Raw genomic sequence first — 18,439 nt, 5'->3', positions numbered from 1 at the left:
TTAAGCAATAACCTCGATAATCTCGCTTACTGCAACGCTTTCATCACCTATTTTAACATTTTTTTGAAAATCTGTAACTAGTTCTTGAGAAATTTTTTCATTTGAATAAATTTTTGCGAAAACTTCTCCAATTTCGACCTTGTCTCCGACTTTCTTTTCGAAAACAATTCCAGTTTCATAATCCAAGTCGTCAGATTTAACTGCCCGTCCTGCTCCAAGTCTCATGGCAAAGAGTCCGAATTCCATAGCAGGCAGTTCAGTGATATAACCTGCCTGTTCTGCTTTCACTTCTATAATATGAGCTGCACTTGATGGACGATAGAGATCTTGCAAGTCACCTCCTTGAGCAGCAATCATAGCTTCAAATTTCTTCAAAGCAGCGCCATTAGTCAACTGTTCTCTCACTTCTTCCACCGTTTTCTCAACATCTGCCAGTCCGAGCATAATCTGAGCCAACTCACAAATGAAAGTTGTGATGTCTTCACGACCCCTGCCCTGCAAGATATCCAAAGCTTCTAAGATTTCCAGACGATTGCCAATGCTGGTTCCCAGAGGCTGACTCATATCTGTCAGAACAGCTACTGTTTTTCTGCCGACAGCCTTGCCCAAATCTACCATAGTACGTGCTAGTACACGAGCGTCATCAATATTTTTCATAAAGGCGCCTTCACCGACCGTCACATCCAGAAGGATACTGTCTGCACCAGCAGCAATTTTCTTACTCATAACAGAGCTAGCTATCAGCGGAATTGTATCAACGGTTGCTGTTACATCTCGCAAGGCATAGAGCAACTTATCCGCTAGCACCAACTGATCAGACTGACCGATAACGGACAAGCCAATTTCCTGCACCTGCTTGATAAAGTCTTTCTGACTGCGCTCTACCTGAAATCCTTTAATGGATTCCAATTTATCAATGGTTCCTCCAGTATGGCCCAGCCCACGGCCGCTCATTTTAGCAACGGGAACACCGAAGCTAGCCACCAAAGGAACCAAGACCAGAGTTACTTTATCACCGACACCGCCAGTAGAATGTTTATCTACTTTTATTCCCGCGATTTCTGACAAGTCAAACTGCTCTCCAGTTCCAACCATTGTCATGGTTAAATCCGAAATTTCCCGAGTCGTCATGCCCTTAAAATAGACAGCCATCGCAAAGGCTGCCATCTGATAATCAGGCACAGTCCCATCCACATAGCCCTCAATCAGCCACTGGATTTCCTGACTGGTCAGTTCAAGACCATCTCTTTTCTTTTGGATAATATCTACAGCACGCATCCTATTTTTCGCTCCTTAGTATATAGTAGCCTTTGTCCTTCTTAACAATCTCACAATTACCGAAGACAGTTTCCATCTTCGACTTGGCGCTGGGTGCTCCCTGTTTTTTCTGAATCACAAGGGTCAAATCACCGCCTTCTGTCAAATGCCCATAGCTTCCGCTGATAACTTCATGTACAACTTGCTTACCAGCACGAATAGGCGGATTACTGATAATATGGTCGAAAATGCCACTGACCTTTTCATAAACATTTGACTGTAAGATCTCAGCTGAAATCTGGTTTCTCTCAGCATTCTTCTGAGCCAAGTCCAAGGCCCTCTGGTTGATATCTACCATGGTCGCAGCCACTCCTTGCGCTTTGGCTAAGGTCAAACCTAGAGGCCCATAGCCACAGCCAACATCCAGCACCCGTTCTCCAGCTTCAAAGTCCAAGACAGACAAAAGAACCCGACTGCCATAATCAATCATTTTTTTACTGAAAACACCAGCATCAGTCAAAAAAGTCAGCCGCTGTCCTAACAGTTCTACATTTAATTCATGAATATCATGTTTGGCGTCAGGATTTTCTGCAAAATACATTTTAGTCATACAACCATTTTATCATAATTTTCCTAGATTTGTAAATCGTTTTCATTTCTCCAAAAAGTATGTTATACTAAAGTCCATCATACAGGAGTAACTTATGACTAACGAATTTCTTCATTTTGAAAAAATCAGCCGCCATACATGGCAAAACCTGCACCGAAAAACAACTCCGCCCCTGACTCAGGCTGAACTTAACTCTATCAAGAGTTTCAATGACAAAATTAGCCTGCAGGACGTGACGGACATTTACTTACCCTTAACCAATCTCATTCAGATTTATAAACGTTCTAAGGAAGACTTGGCTTTTTCCAAGGGGATTTTTCTACAAAAAGAAAGCCGGAAACAGCCCTTTATCATCGGAGTTTCTGGCAGCGTGGCCGTTGGGAAATCCACCACCAGCCGTTTGCTGCAGATTCTGCTTTCTCGGACTTTTTCAAATGCGACAGTCGAGCTAGTTACCACAGATGGTTTTTTATTTCCGAATAAAATCTTGGAAGATCATGACATTTTAAACCGCAAAGGTTTCCCAGAAAGCTATAATATGGAGCTGCTTCTTTCTTTTCTGGACAGCATAAAAAACGGTCAGAATTTCCAAATACCCGTCTACTCGCATGAGACTTACGATATCGTTCCTCAAGAAATGCAAGAGGTAAAGGCAGCCGACTTTGTTATTGTCGAAGGGATTAACGTTTTCCAGAATCCACAGAACGAGCGCCTATATATGACAGACTTTTTTGACTTTTCTATCTATGTCGATGCAGAAGTCGAAAATATCGAAAACTGGTATCTAGATCGCTTTAAAAAAATGCTGACTCTGGCTGAAAACGACCCCAAAAACTACTACCACCGCTTCACCACGCAATCAGAAGAGGAAGTAGTAACCTTCGCCCATAATGTATGGAAAAGCATTAACCTTGTCAACCTGCTAGACTACATTGAGCCAACCCGAAATCGAGCAGAAATTATCCTGCACAAAGCTGGAAATCATGAAATTGATGAAATTTACTTAAAAAAATAAAAAAGCTTGTCAAATCCTAACTTTTCATATATAATTAGATAGTTAGTATTTTCAATGGAGGTGAAACAACTTGGCAAACATTAAATCAGCTATCAAACGCGCTGAATTGAACGTGAAACATAACGAAAAAAACTCAGCTCAAAAGTCAGCTATGCGTACTGCAATCAAAGCATTTGAAGCAAACCCATCTGAAGAACTTTTCCGTGCTGCTAGCTCAGCTATCGATAAAGCAGAAACAAAAGGTTTGATCCACAAAAACAAAGCAAGCCGCGATAAAGCACGTCTTTCAGCTAAACTTGCTAAATAATGCATACAAAGGGAGCTCTCAGGAGCTTTTTTTGTTTCTAACATAAAGGAGGTAGGGATGAAAATAGCAATTATTGGTTATTCCGGTTCTGGCAAATCCACTCTAGCAGCACAACTGTCCAATCACTACTCCATTCCCAAACTTCACATGGATACATTGCAGTTCCAACCTGGCTGGAAGGATAGCGACCGTGATTGGATGAGTAAACAGATGGATAATTTTTTGTCAAAAAATACCGACTGGATTATTGATGGCAACTACTCTTGGTGTTTTTATGAACGTCGGATGGCAGAAGCCGACCAAATCATCTTTCTGAACTTCTCTCACTGGAACTGCCTCTATCGAGCTTTCAAGCGCTATCTAAAATATCGCAATCGGACCAGAGAAAGCATGGCTCCCGGTTGCCCTGAAAAATTTGACCGGGAGTTTATCTGCTGGGTTCTTTGGAAAGGACGACGTCGGACAGCACTGGCAAGATATAAGAGAATCCGACAGACTTTTCCTCAGAAATTCTATGAAATAAGAAATCAAAAAGAACTGACTAACTTCTTACAGAACCTAAAAACAAGCGAGCCCTAATGACTCACTTGTTTTTATTTGATTTTCTTTTTCTGTGGGAAAAGAGGTAGGCCTAAAGAAGCTATTTTTTCAGCTGGAACCTTCATGCCGTCCTTAATCCACTTGGAAAGAACGGAAACAACTGCCGAACTCCAGAAGGAATTCATGTAAGAGTTAGTCATTTTCTTAGCATTGCGATTGCGCTTTTCCAAAAAGTCGAATACAGCCTGGGTCAGCAGCTTTTCAAAATTATAGTCAATGGCTAGACTGATAACCCGAGCCTCTTTCTTAGCTTCCTTAAAAAGAAAAAGCCAAATCTGGTACATCTCAGTTTTAAAGTTAAACTCTTCCAATTTATCCGTAATACCTTGAACAGTGTTTTTAAAAATCTCTTCCAGAATCTGCTCTTTAGAGCTATAATTGCGGTAAAATGCAGCGCGGGAAACCCCTGCTCGCTCAACCAGCTCTGAAATCGTAATTTTTTTGAGTTCTTTCTTCTCCAGCAGCTGCATGAGAGAAATTTCCAGAGACTCTCTCGTGATTTGATTGGATTCCTGATTGTATTTCTTTAAATTCGCGAGTGATTTTTCCGATATTTTCTTTTCCGACATAACAATTTCTTCCCTCTTGTATCAGCTGACAGTTTCCGCTTTTTAGTAAGCATTCTTCATGTTATAATTTTAAAAAAAGACAGGTTTTTTGTCAATTTTTTTATTGTACATACTTGACAAAAAAGGAGAAAAATATGACTTGGAAAATTATAGCTGACTCTGGCTGTGACTTTCGTGAAATGGCAAACTTGGCTAAAGACACCCAGTTTGAAAGTGTTCCCTTGACCATTCAAGTGGAAAATGAGATTTTTGTAGATGATAAGCAGCTTGATATTGACCTGATGATGGAGAAGATGTATGCTTCTTCTGCTGCTTCAAAGTCTGCCTGCCCTAGTCCAGATGACTATCTCAAAAGCTTTGAGGGGGCTGACAAAATCTTTGTGGTGACTATCACTGGAACTCTATCTGGCAGCAATAATAGTGCACATGTTGCTAAGAAAATCTTTTTGGAAGAACATCCTGATGCCCAAATTCATGTCATTGATAGTCTTTCTGCTGGCGGCGAGGTGGACTTACTTGTGACAAAACTCAATGAACTCATCCAGCAAGATCTCAGCTTTGATGAAGTTGTTGAAGTCATTAATCGCTATCAGGAGAAAACAAAACTTCTCTTCGTTCTAGCAAAAGTAGATAACTTGGTCAAAAACGGTAGACTGAGTAAACTTCTGGGAACCGTTGTCGGCTTGCTTAATATACGTATGGTCGGTGAAGCTAGCCAGACTGGTACTCTAGAGCTTCTGCAAAAGGCACGCGGTCCGAAAAAAGCCCTTGCTTCTGCAATCGAAGAGCTACTCAAAGCCGGTTACAAGGGTGGCCGACTCATTATCGCTCACCGCAATAACGAAAAATTCTGCCAGCAAATTAGCCAACTGGTACAAGAAAAGTATCCTCAAGCTCAAATCGAAACGGTACCGACTTCAGGCCTCTGCAGCTTCTATGCTGAGGAAGGCGGAATCTTAATGGGCTACGAAATTTAATACGGCATTAAAAAAGTAAAGGACTAGGCTCAAATAATTGACCTAATCCTTTACTTTTTCGATTTAATTCGCTATAATAAAACCAAGTAAAGGAGTTGATATTATGGCCAGAGGAAGAGGCGCCGCAAGCCCCCAAGATAAGGAAGCAAGTCTTCTCATTTCTAAAAAACTCAAAGAACTTCTCAAGGAAACAGGTAAAAAACAAGTTGAGCTATCTCGTGAAACAGGCATTCCCGCTAGTACACTGACTGGCTATATCAAAGGGACATCTCTGCCTATCGCAGCCAATCTAGAAAAGATTGCAAGTTTTTTTGAGGTAGAGGTCAAAGAAATCGACCCTCGTTACCGACTAATTGCAGATATCCCTCAACAATTTCCCGATTTAAATCGTATTTATCAGCAACTTGACCAAAACAGACAGGAGCAAGGATTAAAGCTACTGGAAGCTAGCCTGACTGAGCAAGAAACACAAGCCAGCTTAAAGGATGACTACTTCCCCTACTTGGTCTATGAGAATTACTATCTCTCTCAGCATAAGCCTGAACAAGCTGATTTAGTCTGGCTGGACAGAGAAATTGACTACGATATTGCCCTTTGGGTACGAACTGACTCGTTAGAGCCCAAATATCCAAGAGATTCCGTAGCGCTAATCGAGCAGACTCATTTCGAGCTTGCCGGCGCTATCTATGCTATCGACTATGACGGTCAAACCATTATAAAAAGGGTCTTCAACGATCCATCCGGTATCCGTCTAATTTCCCTTAATAAAAAATACAGTGATAAGTTTATCCCGCATGAGGAAGAACCTAAACTTATCGGTCGGGTCATGGCGACTTTCATGCCACTGGATGTAGAAAAAATAAAGAAAAACAAATAACAGCTCTGCAAATGTACAGAGCTGTTATTTTTATGATTATCAGTCAAAAAATCAGAAAGTCTTTCGACTTCCTGATGCTCGTTTAATAAAATACTGCTAACTCTTCATTCAGCTTCTTCATGTAGTGTTTGTGGACTATATAAGACAACACAGCTAATCCTACTAGAACTATAGCTACTATCGTATAAATTACCAGAGGCGCAAGAACATTGGATATAAAGAAGAGAAGAGTAATGATAATCAACATTCCTAAAATCAGGGCGATAGCTAGGAGAGTTTTCACCATATTGTTATCTCGGCTCATCAATTCTGTGACATTGGACCAATTAGTCACGAGATGCTTGTAGTCTCGATAGTAACCCCAAGAACTCCACATTAGGCTGATTAAGGCCCAAACAATAACCATGCCCAAGAAAGTCACTGGATGCATACCAGAAACAAGGCTGGTTATCAAAAGCAAGGTCAGAGGCAGGATAGACTGGACGGCAAAGAGTTGCCAAAACTTCAGATGAATATATTGCTTCAAATCAAAGGGGAGAACCTTGAGATAATCAAAATTTTCCCTTTCCAGAGAAATCCCAATAGCCGTAAGGTTGCTACCGCCTGAGTTTAGTGTTGCAATCAAAACAGCCAGGGCCATCATTGGCAAGAGGAAACGTGGTCCCAGATAAGAAGTCAAAGACAGGCCGCCTTGTATCATCCCCATTCCCATACTGAAAATGACAATGTAAGGGAGAAAGGCCGACATAAAGATGGCCTGCATAATGACAGAACCCTCGCTCAAGAGCCTGATATTGTAGCGCCAGACAAACTTTTTGAGATTTTTTGCTTCCGTAATATTGATGTCATGCAAGCGCTCCCGCTTTCCTACTGAAGAGCCCGTCATGAGAGCTGCCTCATAAAATTCTGGAATCACCTTGGTCTTTACGATGAAAAATAGAAGAGCCGCAACTGCCACCCATCCCAAAAAGCTCAGCAAGGAAGCTGTATGAAAAGGATGAAGGATAAAATCATAAAAAGCTTGAACTGGCGGGAAGAAAGCTTTGACCTCTGTACGATTTATGACGCTTCTGCTGTTCATTTGATTAATCATAAAATAGAGGAAAAAGGATCCGACGGAAACAAGAACCAGAATGACATTGGACAGGATGGTCTTGTACTTTCTGAAAAATGCTGTCTTGGTAATAAAGTGGACGGCAATCAAAATCAGAAAGGTGATAACTGAACTTAAAATCAGAATAGCAAGCAGAGCCAAGGGCAGCCCCAAGAAAGGATTACCACCTTGAAAAGCCAAAACCAAGAAATAACTGAACATAGGCAGAATGGCAATCAGCAAGGTCAGAATAACTGAAATGCTTTTGCCGACGATGATTTCTGCTTCGCTAAAAGCGTAGGGACGATAAGACTGCAAGTCCTTGCTTTCGTAAAAGACATTGTAAAAAACCAGAAAGCCCTGAGACATAGAAAAGAGAGCAAAAGCAGAAACCAAATTGGCAAAGAGACCAGGATTGCCAACCAGTTGGTTCAGGGAGCCCATCAAACCGAAAAGAAAGAGATAGACCAGTCCTAAGATCAGATACATACGGATAGCCTTCAGCGATACATTTACCTTGCGCTCAGGATTCTTAGCTTGCATCTTGCGGTACTGCTGCAGCTGAGACGGCTGAATGGCGTAGAGGATGTTGATATCAACGAGTTTTTTTATAGCTTTAATGCGCATCAGGACTCACCTCTTCTCTACGGCCTGCCAGACCAAGATAAATGGTTTCAAGAGACTGTTCTGGATGTTGGCCTTTTAGTTCTTCAATCGTTCCGTAGAAAATCAATTTCCCTTTTTTGAGAATGGCCACCTTATCACAGAGCTGCTCTGCAACTTCCAAGACATGGGTTGAAAAGAGAACTGTATTTCCTTTATCTGCATGCTCCCGCATCATCTGCTTGAGGTCAAAAGCCGCCTGCGGATCAAGACCAGTCAGCGGCTCATCCAGCACCCAAATATCCGGGTCAGACAAAAGCGCCGCTATGACGAAGACTTTTTGTCTCATACCGTGAGAGAATGAATCAATAACCTCATACCGATGAGAGCCAAAGTCGAAAATATGGAGCAGATTGCCCAGTCGTTCTTCGACTTCTGCATTTGTCATATCGTAAGAAGTCGCTACCAGCTCCCAGAACTCATTGGCAGTTAGGCGTAAAAATAGATCTGGTGAGTCAGCTACATAGCCGATTTTTTTCTTGATTTCCAAACGATTAGCGGATAATTCTTTCCCATCTACAAAAATCTGTCCACTACTAGGATTGATGACGCTGACCAATGACTTAATGGTAGTAGATTTTCCGGCACCATTGTGACCAATCAGACCGACGATTTCTCCGCTCTGCAAGGTCAGATTCAGCTGATTGAGAGCTACCGTTCCTTCATAAACTTTAGTGACATCTTTAAATTCAATCATAAGAAAGCTCCTTTACCGATTTCTATACAGATTAGTATACTCTTTTTGCGGCTTTTTGTCTCAACTAAAAATGTTTCATTTTCAATTTTAAAAATATTTTTCAAATTATAAAAGAGTTAAATATCTATGAGAGTGAAAAAACGCAAGCGATTGCGTCTTTCTGCTTCTTTTGGTACAATAAAGCCAATCAGTGAGAATGAAGAGGAAAATTTATATGGAAAACCAAACCTTAATGCAGTATTTTGAATGGTATCTGCCAGATGACGGTCAGCATTGGAATCGCTTGGCAGAAGACGCACCTAACTTGGCAACGAAAGGAATTCGCAAGGTCTGGATGCCGCCAGCTTTCAAGGGAACGGGCTCTAATGACGTCGGCTATGGTATTTATGACCTCTTTGATTTGGGAGAGTTCGACCAAAAAGGGACTGTACGCACCAAGTATGGATTGAAGGAAGAATACCTCCGAGCAATTGAAGCGCTTAGCCAAAACGGTATCGAAGCTATTGCAGATGTGGTTCTCAATCACAAGGCCGCAGCTGACTACAAAGAGCGTTTTACTGTCGTTGAAGTTGATCCAAGTGACCGAAATGTAGAAATCTCAGAACCATTTGAAATAGAAGCATGGATGCATTTTGCTTTCCCAGGTCGCAAAAAAGCCTACAATGACTTTGAATGGCACTGGTACCACTTCACTGGCACCGACTATGATGCCAAAAACAACAAGTCAGGCATTTTTCTCATCCAAGGGGACAATAAAGGTTGGGCAGATGATGAGCTAGTGGACAATGAGAATGGTAACTACGACTACCTGATGTATGCGGATATTGATTTCAAGCATCCCGAAGTCATCCAAAACCTCTACGACTGGGCTCATTGGTTTATTGAAAGCACTGGAGTTCATGGCTTTCGCTTGGATGCTGTTAAGCACATTGATTCCTTCTTTATGAAGAATTTCATTCGTGATATTACTGAAAAATACGGTGACGATTTCTATGTCTTTGGGGAATTTTGGAATAGTGACGAGACAGCTAATAACGATTATCTAGAAAGTATTGACTACCGCTTTGACCTAGTCGATGTTAAACTTCATCATAATTTATTTGATGCCAGCAAATCTGGAGCAAACTATGACCTGCGAACTATTTTTGACCAGACACTTGCAAAAAATCACCCCGAATCAGCTGTGACCTTTGTAGATAATCACGATACTCAGAGAGGTCAGGCTTTGGAGTCTACCGTCGAAGAATGGTTCAAGCCGGCGGCCTATGCTCTTATACTTCTAAGAGAAGCTGGATTGCCTTGCGTCTTTTATGGAGACTACTATGGCATTAGCGGAGAATTTGCCCAAGATTGCTTTCAAGAGCTACTGGATAAACTCCTAGACATCCGCCTCAATCTTGCCTATGGTGAGCAGACCGACTACTTTGACGATGCCAACTGTATTGGCTGGACTCGCCAAGGTATGGACGATGGTCAGCCAATCGCTGTCCTTATCAGTAATGACCAAGCAACAAGCAAATCCATGCTTGTCGGTCCAGAATGGGCTGGCAGAGAATTCAGTGACTATCTAGGCAACAGCTCTCAAATCGTGACGATTGACGAAGAAGGCTGGGGAGAATTTCCAGTGGAGGAAAAGTCAGTCAGTGTCTGGAGTGTCAGATAAGTCACAGAAAACATATGGAAAAAGAAAAATAAGACCAAATTGGTCTTATTTTTTTCGTTCTTTCTTGAAATGTAGTAAGCCAAAGGAAGCCAAAAGGCTAATGACTGCTGCTCCCAAGAATGATGAATTTGTACTTCCTGTATTTGGTAATGTGTGTTTCGACACTCGAGATAGAACCGGACTAGTCTCAGAGTTTTCAACCCTTGCAGGACTCTTCTGAGCAGAAGTTTCTGTTCCCAAAGGTGTTTGAGTGTGCGTTTTTGGCTTGTAAACATAAGTGCGAACGCCATTAGCATCTGATACAGAAACGAATCCATACTCCTCAATAGTCTTAGCATCAAGCAAACCAAATTCCGCTGCTGCTAAAGGTCTTCCTTCTACATCTACAAAGCGAGTGATTTCGATAGATGGCTTGTCCTCAACCGGAGCATCTTTCGGTACTTCATGGACACTAGCACGATAGACATGGGTGCGAATGCCGTCCTCATCACTGCTGGATTGGAAGTCATAACCTGCGATAGTCTTAGACACCACCAAACCACGTTCTGGATCTGATAGTTCTTGACCTGATTCATCGACAAAACGAGTCATTTCCATGACTGGACGCTCTTCGCTTGGAGCATCTGACGGTACTTCATGCACGCTGGCGCGATAGACATGAGTGCGAACACCATCTTCGTCGGTGCTGGACTGGAAGTCATAGCCAACGATACTCTTAGACGCCACCAAACCTTGCTCTGGGTCTGATAATTCTTGACCTGATTCATCGACAAAGCGGGTCATTTCTAAAACTGGTTTCTCTTCTCGTGGAGCTTCTGACGGTACTTCATGCACGCTGGCACGATAGACATGAGTACGAATGCCATCCTCCTCAGTACTAGACTGGAAATCATAGCCAGCAATACTCTTAGATGCCACCAAACCTTGCTCAGGAGATGATAATTCTTGACCTGATTCATCGACAAAGCGGGTCATTTCCATGACTGGCTTGTCTTCACTTGGAGAGTCTGACGGTACTTCATGCACACTTGCGCGATAGACATGCGTGCGAATACTGTCCTCGTCACTGCTGGACTGATAGTCATAGCCAGCGATACTCTTAGAAGCTACTAAACCTCGCTCTGGGTCTGATAACTCTTGACCTGATTCATCTACAAAACGAGTCATTTCCAAGATGGGCTTGTCTTCGCTTGGTGCATCATTTGGAAGCTGGAACTGGCTGAGTTCATACTTATAGACGATTTCTTTGGTTCTTCCCGCTTCATACTCTCCCGATTCATCATCATAGTATGCTAGCCGAGATTTATAAGTATAGAGCTTGTTATTATAGGAAATAAGAGGTTTAGGGCTGACTGTGTATCTGGTCATACCCGGTTGTTCATCAGTAATAGGGTTGGCAATAGCATTGCCATGCTCGTCTTGATACCGGACAAGAACCTTGCCCGGTTCCGTATCACTCGCATAAACCTTCTTAACATCCGAAACTTTAAAGACGAAGCCATCAGCTTTGACAGATCTAAAAGCTGTATCTATGAACTTTTGGTCAATTTTTAAGCCAAGTGTTGTCTTCCCTCCCTTGTAAAGAGTTGATTCAACAATTTTAAGTCCACCATCAGGCGTCTCAATTAACCCATGTACACCCTCAATTTGAATCGTATAGTCCCGATCGATATAGTAGCGAGTCTTATCACCAGGTTTCATCAGATACAGTTTGTAGTGGAAGGTTTTAATATTGTTTTCACCAAACCAAGGCTCCGTTACTGTCGGATTATTCCCCAGCCAGTCGATATACACTAGGTCGTTATATTTTTCTAATCCCATCCCTTTTTGTAGTTTAAAAATTCTACCAATTTGAGACTCATTGAAACGATAATTTTGTTGTCTCCATGATTCAATAGGATCTCTATAACCAAACCCTAAGGAATCCGTATCTCGTGTATCAAACACTCCATTCTTTATATCCCTATTATGGAAACGCGTGGAAAAAAATTCGAGCTCCTTTTGATTAATCACAATTCTCTGAAAGTACGGATTTATAGGTCCTTTTTCAGAGAATTCCCTTTCAATAGGATACGCTTCAACTCGGACCATATCAGGATTTTTAGAATATATCTGTCTTATCTCTTTCATAGATAATATTCTACGATCTGACGAAGGCAGATATTTTCTAGAAAAAGCCTCTTCATAGGTTTTCCAACCATCCCAGTCTCCACGCCAGTTTCGTGGATGATACGCGTTTCTCAAAAACACTCTTTTTGGAATAGATTCATCAACTGTCAAATCCAATTCTGAGCGCGGAATAATAGCTTTTGGTATCTTCGCTACTTCTTCAGGTGTTGGATTTGGATTAAATATAGCCTCCCACTTATTCAAAAAGAAGAGGGCCGTATCATTTTGGATAAGTGTTGCCACTCGAGAACCTACATCCCTAAAATCCTCATCTCTAACTAGATTTAAATTTTCTACTTGTTTTAAATCAATGTATTTAAAGACACCATCCATCTTGCGAATAGCATAAGCACGATCATACTTTTTAGCTTCTTCTTCTATTTGCTCCTTTGACTGCATCTCAGGCATAACGGAAGTTAAGGTTGCAGCCTTAGTTATTTCAGAGCTATTTTCCTTAGTATGATAGTCATAAAACTCTTGAGCTAATTGTTTGATTTCAGGCGTGACTTGGGCTGCGCCCTTCTCTCCTTCTTCTGAGATGGTCAGACCGGAAGCTTCCTCTGCTGGTGTATTTTTGATTGTCCCATCATTTGGCAGTTCTTGATTGACAGGAGGAGTCGCTTGGTTATTTTGGACTTGATTCCCCTCTGTTTCACTACTTACCTCCTCAGCCTGCACAGTCACTGCCATTGTCCCAGCAAGCAGTAAAGACAGAGGAATTGGGACTAATTTCATTCCCAGTTCTACTTTTTTCCCTAAATTCTTTTTCATATTATTCTCCTTTTAATCTCCTATTTTTGAAATTTTAAAAACTTTTTCCCATAGATTGACTAGTAATTCTTTGTTATAACGATAGGCAAGTTCTTTGGATCTTGCCGAAAATCCCCTCCATTCTTTTTCTCCAAATTGGCTAAATTGCTCCAGATAGGCAATATATTGATTAGCATCATTTTGCGGTATCAGCCAGCCATTCTTTCCATGCTTAATATAAGCTCGATTGGCATAACGCACATCCAGACCTATCAGAGGCAAGCCATTGACCAGAGCCTCATAGAGCGATGTCGCAAAGGCTTCCGATACGGAAGTGCTAATATAGGCATCATAAGCTTGATAAGGTATTTGAGACTGATAGCCCTTAAAACAAACCATGCCTTCCAAATCATTGAGCTGGACTACATCTTTTAGCATGGACATGTCTGGACCATCTCCATAGATATCTAATCTAAATTGCTCATACCCTTTAAATTTCAGCAAAGCCATGATTTTCAGCAATAACAGAACATTTTTCTCCTCAGACAAACGACTGACAGTCACCAAGCGAATTTCCTTTGGATCAAAGACTCTCTTTCTTGGATACTGGACCACTTGATCTGCGTAGGTTGTTGGAATAAAGAGGGCCTGATCCCTCATCTTTTGAGGCAGATAAGCCTCTTGGCCTTCCCCAACCAAAATCAAAGAGTCTAACACATCCTGATCCAGCCAGCCCATCACCTTTTTATTTAACTCTTGTCCGAGGGCAATCATATGATCCTGATGAAGGACGCGCGCTACATGAAAATCTTGTCCACGTCTCAAGAGAATATTTTCTGGGATATCCAGACGTTCCATCATCAGCCAGTCTTCTGGTTCAAGCTCCTCCTCAGCAAACTCCTGCAGGCTCCTACCAGCTAATTCTAAGCCCAGAAAACGGACTTTACTCCTATCAATTCCCAAGGCTTCATAACTGTCCAACACAATCTGCCTAGAAGAGGCATTAGCATATATATCTGTATCCGCTTCAGAAACCCACAATTCATAAGGAACTTTCATTTCTTCAAAAAGTTCAAATCGATTGCGGAGGGCAATGTCAATCCCAAACGCCCTAGAACGGATACAAGAATCCACACAAACTACTTTCATTTTCTCCCTTTTAACCTAAAGTAATTCTATATACGAACATAACATATTTTTAAGAATTATACCAATAATTTGAGCAATGATTTTAGACAAAATTACCCTTTTTGTTCAACCAAGCCACTCCTTAGATAAGCATCCACCATGCGCTCTGTCGCGACAACTGAATCAATATGGGTACGTTCATAAGAGTGGCTGGATTCGATGCCGGCACCTAGCAGAGCATGCTTGACTTCTGCTCCTGCGCTCATAGCAGCAGAGGCATCTGATCCGTAAAATGGATAGATGTCCAGTTTATAAGGAATGTCCTGCTCCTTAACCAAATTTACCAAATGCTGGCGGAAGCCATAGTGATAAGGTCCTGATGCATCCTTGACACAGATTGAAACCGTGTATTCATCTGTCTGCTGGTCGTCACCCATAGCGCCCATATCAACAGCCAGATACTCTACCGCTTGCTCCGGCAGGCTGGAATTAGCCCCATGACCAACCTCTTCAAAGACACTGAAAGCAAAATGAGTCGTCACTGGTAGCTGAATATTTTCCTCTTTATAAACGCGCAAAAGATTGAGGAAAATAGCTGCGCTGACCTTGTCATCCAGAAAGCGAGACTTGATAAAACCTGACTCGGTAATTGTGGTACGAGGATCAAAGGAAATAAAATCCCCGACTTCGATCCCTAAATCCCGCGTTTCTTTCTCACTCGTCACCTTTTCATCCAAACGGACTTCCATATTGTCCTGAGTTCGCTCAACCGTCCCAGCATCCTTATAGACATGGCAGGAAGTCTGGTGAACTAAGATAGTCCCGCTGATAGTCTTGCCACTGCTGGCCACATGGACTAGACAGTTTTCTCCTTCAATCATGTTCCAAGGGAAACCGCCAATCCGATCCAGCTTGAGACGACCGTCAGACTTAATAGCCCGAACAATAGCCCCCAGTGTATCCACATGGGCAGTCACAACCCGATGCTGGGCATCATTTTCACCCTTAACTACAACATGAACGCCGCCTTTATTGGTCCGAACAGGCTCATAGCCCAATCCTTCCAGCGTGCGTACCAAATAGTCTGCCACCTCAGTCGTAAAGCCTGTTGGGGAAGGGATAGCCGTTAATTCCTGTAAATATTGAATAGTTTGATTCATGAATGTCTCCTCATCGTTTTTCTTTATTATAGCACAAAGAAAGCCTGAGCAAATAGATTTTCAGCAGGCTTTTAAGGATTAAATGCAATAAAAACTCCTCAATTACTATCGCTGTACTTCTACACTTCTTCATAGAAAAGCTAAAAAGGCACAAAGACAAGAAAAAATCATCTCAGCTAGCTGAGATGATTTGTCTGGCTAATATTAATTAGCTTTTTTGAAACGATAGACAAGAGCTGATAAAAGAATCAGTGCAAATCCTGCTGCTATCGCAAAGATAGATGTTTCACTGCCAGTTTTCGGCAAAACTTTTTTGCCAGTTGCTGATCCACGAACATCTTTTCCATCTTTATCTGTCGAATTACCTGGGGTTCCATTTTTCGAACCGCCTGGTTTATCACCAGATGATGACGGTGGTGGTGTCGAATCTGAAGAAGATGGTGGTGGTGTTGGTCCTTGTGGACGTCTAGCTTCAAATGTCCATGTGCCTGTAAATTTGACATCTGAGCCTGCAATAGTTTTACTATCCGCGTCATATTTAAGGAATTTCCAAGTACCTCCAGTTACTTCAATAGAATCCTTAGCTGGCTGAACCGCTTGAACTGCAGTACCATCTGTGTATTCATTGGCATCGGTCGGCAGCAATTCTGTTACCTCTGCAGGTAAGGCGCGATTCGGATCTTCGCTTACAAATTCATAAGTCACCTTGTATTTCGGTGCAGGAGTGAAATTCCATTTACCGGTAAATTTAAGGTCCTTATCCGCAACAGTCTGTGCATTCGTTTCTGCATAGCCTTCGAAAGTCCATGTGCCTTCAGTAATTGTAACACTTGTTTTAGCAGGCTGCTTAGCGTCTACATTAGTACCACTAGTGTAGCGATTAGTATCTGCTGGAAGCAAATCAGTTACTTCTTTTGGCAGGTTTGGATAGGCTGGATTAGAGCTGAGAAACTCATAGCTGACACCATAGTCTTTATAACTGTTGGTGAATGTTGGATTGTTGTCTGTAACAGCAGCTTCCAATTTAGCATTGTTTGCGGTCACTGTGACAGTCACAGTATGTTCTGTACTGTCATAAGTCACTCCAGCTTCACTTCCAGCTACTTCTTTCAGCTTATAGGTATAAGTCCCTTCTTTATCATAGTTGATTTCAGAAAACTTAATATTACCATTGGCGTCATTTGTTGCTTGAAGTTCCACGTTATTTCCGCCAACTTCAGTCAGCTTGAAAGTGTACTTACCAGCTTCAAGTGCTTTACCATCCAGAACTTTTTTAGCGTTAATTGCTGCAGTCGCTGGCTCTAACTTGTATGTATTGGTGAAAGCATCACGGTCATAGGCAACAGTTGCTGTCTTAACGCCGTTGTTGTCTGTTACAGTAACAGTAACATTGATGTCTGAATTGGCATCGTTTGTCACACCCGGCAGATTGCTCGCTCGCTCACGAATGACATAGTTAAAGGTTCCCTCATTTTTGAAACGAAGTTTCTTAAAGGTTACGGCACCGTCTTTGTTTGTTACCGTTTGAACAACTTTGTCGTTGTCATCCTTATTGATCAAATCAAAAGTAAATTCACCATCTGCCAAATTGCGGCCAGTCAATTCCTTTTTGACTTTGAAGATAACTTCATCCGAACGGGTACCTTCCCCGACACCGTCAAGAGTTGTCAAAGGTGCAAATGGACGTGATACTAAATCTGGCATCTTTTGTCCATTAGCCGTAACGGTTACATCGTTAAAGGCTTTTTTGGTCACCTTATCAACTGGCTCTGTCAAACGTGTCCGATAGATAACATAAATACCTCTTCCACTCAAATCCCCAGCATTAACTGTGAAATGATTGGAGTCTGTAATTGAAACGACATCGCTTGGGTTAAAGGATTTACGTGTGCCAGAAGCACCTTCCCACTCAGTAAAGTAGTAACCTTTAATACCTGTATCTTCATCTAGCTCTTGGCCTTCTGGAATAGTGTCCTCAATGACAACTTGACCAAGATTTTGGACATCACGATTGACACGGATACGCCAGTTGACGTAGTTAGGATCCTTAGAATCCTGAACACCCCACTTGGAATACCCCTGAGGTTCTTCATCAACCTTGATACGCTTCAGCCTATAGGTTCTAGCACCTGGGAAATTAACTTCTTGCTCTTGGTCATAAGGCATATTATCAGCCCAAACCACTGTGAAAGAAGATTGAATACGCTTGGTATCTGGCATTTTCGCAAAATACTCAGCATTTGTGACAGTAATGGTCGCTGTATTGGTAACAGGATCTGTCACCAACTTGGCAACAACAGTGCCATCCGGTGCGCTTATATTTTCCTCCAAAGTTCGCTCAATTTTGAACTGTGATGGAACACGATAAACCATGGTATCACCATTATTTAATACTTTGCTATCTGCAAATGTATAGGTCGGAGCAATGTAAAATTTACCTTCACCGTAGCCTGTATCCTTTAAAGGATTAGTATTAATAGTGACATCTGTAGTTAGCTGATAATCACTTTCACCTAACTCTGCAGCAGAAACCCTAGGACTTGAGCTTAACAAGGGAAGAAAGGTTGATACCAAAAGCAGCAAAGTCATCAGAGCATGAGACACTTTATGATAAGTTTGTTTCACCTTGAATGCGGTCCTCCTTCTTTTTATATTTTATTTTTGACAAATGCTGGCAGGCACACCATCACCTGTCTACCCCCTCATTTTCAGCCGATTCTAAATCATGATTTATTACCAAACTAAAAATGATAGCACTCGTATATGATAAGCAAATATGACATATACATATCAATTATAACATAAAAATTATAATTTACGCCCTGTAAACTATTATTTTTATTAGCATTTTTCTATTCTTTGTCTACTTTCATTACAAAAAAGTTACAAATTGTTTTTTAATCT

At 41.7% G+C, this 18,439-nt stretch carries 15 protein-coding genes; 6 read left to right on the top strand and 9 right to left on the bottom strand.

The features are described from left to right. Complete coding sequence (locus tag J1C77_RS05255) at positions 1 to 1,278, bottom strand: pyrimidine-nucleoside phosphorylase (RefSeq protein ID WP_002921453.1); 1,278 nt, start codon at positions 1,276 to 1,278, stop codon at positions 1 to 3. A 1-nt stretch (position 1,279) separates the two neighbouring features. Further along, positions 1,280 to 1,867, bottom strand: a complete 588-nt coding sequence (locus J1C77_RS05250) for a class I SAM-dependent methyltransferase (protein WP_002921454.1) — start codon at positions 1,865 to 1,867, stop codon at positions 1,280 to 1,282. Between the two features lie 94 nt (positions 1,868 to 1,961). On the opposite strand from J1C77_RS05250, the gene coaA reads away from it, so the two are divergent. From coaA to J1C77_RS05235, 3 genes are all read left to right on the top strand, one after another. Then, positions 1,962 to 2,882 carry a type I pantothenate kinase gene (gene coaA, locus J1C77_RS05245; RefSeq protein ID WP_002921456.1) on the top strand — a complete coding sequence of 307 codons (921 nt, stop codon included), beginning with the start codon at positions 1,962 to 1,964 and terminating at the stop codon, positions 2,880 to 2,882. Positions 2,883 to 2,952: 70 nt separating this feature from the next. Further along, a complete protein-coding gene (gene rpsT / locus J1C77_RS05240; RefSeq protein WP_002895661.1) occupies positions 2,953 to 3,189 on the top strand; it encodes a 30S ribosomal protein S20 in 237 nt (78 codons plus the stop codon). A 57-nt stretch (positions 3,190 to 3,246) separates the two neighbouring features. After that, on the top strand, positions 3,247 to 3,768 hold the full coding sequence (locus J1C77_RS05235; RefSeq protein ID WP_002921459.1) for a DNA topology modulation protein: 522 nt from the start codon (positions 3,247 to 3,249) through the stop codon (positions 3,766 to 3,768). Between the two features lie 14 nt (positions 3,769 to 3,782). Here J1C77_RS05235 and J1C77_RS05230 read toward each other — a convergent pair whose 3' ends face one another. Further along, a complete protein-coding gene (locus J1C77_RS05230) occupies positions 3,783 to 4,358 on the bottom strand; it encodes a TetR/AcrR family transcriptional regulator (protein ID WP_002921461.1) in 576 nt (191 codons plus the stop codon). Positions 4,359 to 4,492: 134 nt separating this feature from the next. On the opposite strand from J1C77_RS05230, the gene J1C77_RS05225 reads away from it, so the two are divergent. Next, a complete protein-coding gene (locus tag J1C77_RS05225) occupies positions 4,493 to 5,335 on the top strand; it encodes a DegV family protein (RefSeq protein WP_002921462.1) in 843 nt (280 codons plus the stop codon). Positions 5,336 to 5,438: 103 nt separating this feature from the next. Further along, positions 5,439 to 6,212, top strand: a complete 774-nt coding sequence (locus J1C77_RS05220; protein ID WP_002921465.1) for an XRE family transcriptional regulator — start codon at positions 5,439 to 5,441, stop codon at positions 6,210 to 6,212. An 82-nt stretch (positions 6,213 to 6,294) separates the two neighbouring features. Here the strand turns inward: J1C77_RS05220 and J1C77_RS05215 are convergent, their stop codons facing one another. Both J1C77_RS05215 and J1C77_RS05210 read right to left on the bottom strand, forming a co-directional pair. Beyond that, complete coding sequence (locus J1C77_RS05215; RefSeq protein WP_002921467.1) at positions 6,295 to 7,932, bottom strand: hypothetical protein; 1,638 nt, start codon at positions 7,930 to 7,932, stop codon at positions 6,295 to 6,297. After that, on the bottom strand, positions 7,922 to 8,665 hold the full coding sequence (locus J1C77_RS05210; RefSeq protein WP_002915365.1) for an ABC transporter ATP-binding protein: 744 nt from the start codon (positions 8,663 to 8,665) through the stop codon (positions 7,922 to 7,924). The genes J1C77_RS05215 and J1C77_RS05210 overlap by 11 nt, the downstream gene beginning before the upstream one ends. A gap of 196 nt (positions 8,666 to 8,861) precedes the next feature. Between J1C77_RS05210 and J1C77_RS05205 the strand changes: the two genes are divergently transcribed. Further along, positions 8,862 to 10,328 (top strand): alpha-amylase, encoded by a 1,467-nt coding sequence (locus J1C77_RS05205; RefSeq protein ID WP_002921469.1) that lies wholly within the window; start codon positions 8,862 to 8,864, stop codon positions 10,326 to 10,328. Between the two features lie 45 nt (positions 10,329 to 10,373). Here the strand turns inward: J1C77_RS05205 and J1C77_RS05200 are convergent, their stop codons facing one another. The 4 genes from J1C77_RS05200 to J1C77_RS05185 all read right to left on the bottom strand — a co-directional run bounded on the left by J1C77_RS05200 (position 10,374) and on the right by J1C77_RS05185 (position 18,160). Further along, complete coding sequence (locus J1C77_RS05200; RefSeq protein ID WP_002921471.1) at positions 10,374 to 13,268, bottom strand: MucBP domain-containing protein; 2,895 nt, start codon at positions 13,266 to 13,268, stop codon at positions 10,374 to 10,376. Positions 13,269 to 13,280: 12 nt separating this feature from the next. Beyond that, positions 13,281 to 14,396 (bottom strand): glycosyltransferase, encoded by a 1,116-nt coding sequence (locus J1C77_RS05195; RefSeq protein WP_002921473.1) that lies wholly within the window; start codon positions 14,394 to 14,396, stop codon positions 13,281 to 13,283. A 92-nt stretch (positions 14,397 to 14,488) separates the two neighbouring features. Next, the gene (locus J1C77_RS05190; RefSeq protein WP_002921475.1) at positions 14,489 to 15,535 is read right to left on the bottom strand and encodes a M42 family metallopeptidase; all 1,047 of its coding nucleotides are present in this window, start codon (positions 15,533 to 15,535) and stop codon (positions 14,489 to 14,491) included. A gap of 204 nt (positions 15,536 to 15,739) precedes the next feature. Next, positions 15,740 to 18,160: an SHIRT domain-containing protein gene (locus tag J1C77_RS05185; RefSeq protein ID WP_002921476.1), complete on the bottom strand. Its 2,421-nt coding sequence runs from the start codon at positions 18,158 to 18,160 to the stop codon at positions 15,740 to 15,742. Positions 18,161 to 18,439: the final 279 nt, after the last annotated feature.

It is taken from the genome of Streptococcus sanguinis, from assembly GCF_050223295.1.
GTDB lineage: Bacteria > Bacillota > Bacilli > Lactobacillales > Streptococcaceae > Streptococcus > Streptococcus sanguinis_X.
Note: the sequence above shows the minus strand (reverse complement) of the source record. Positions and strands in the feature narration are given on the sequence as shown.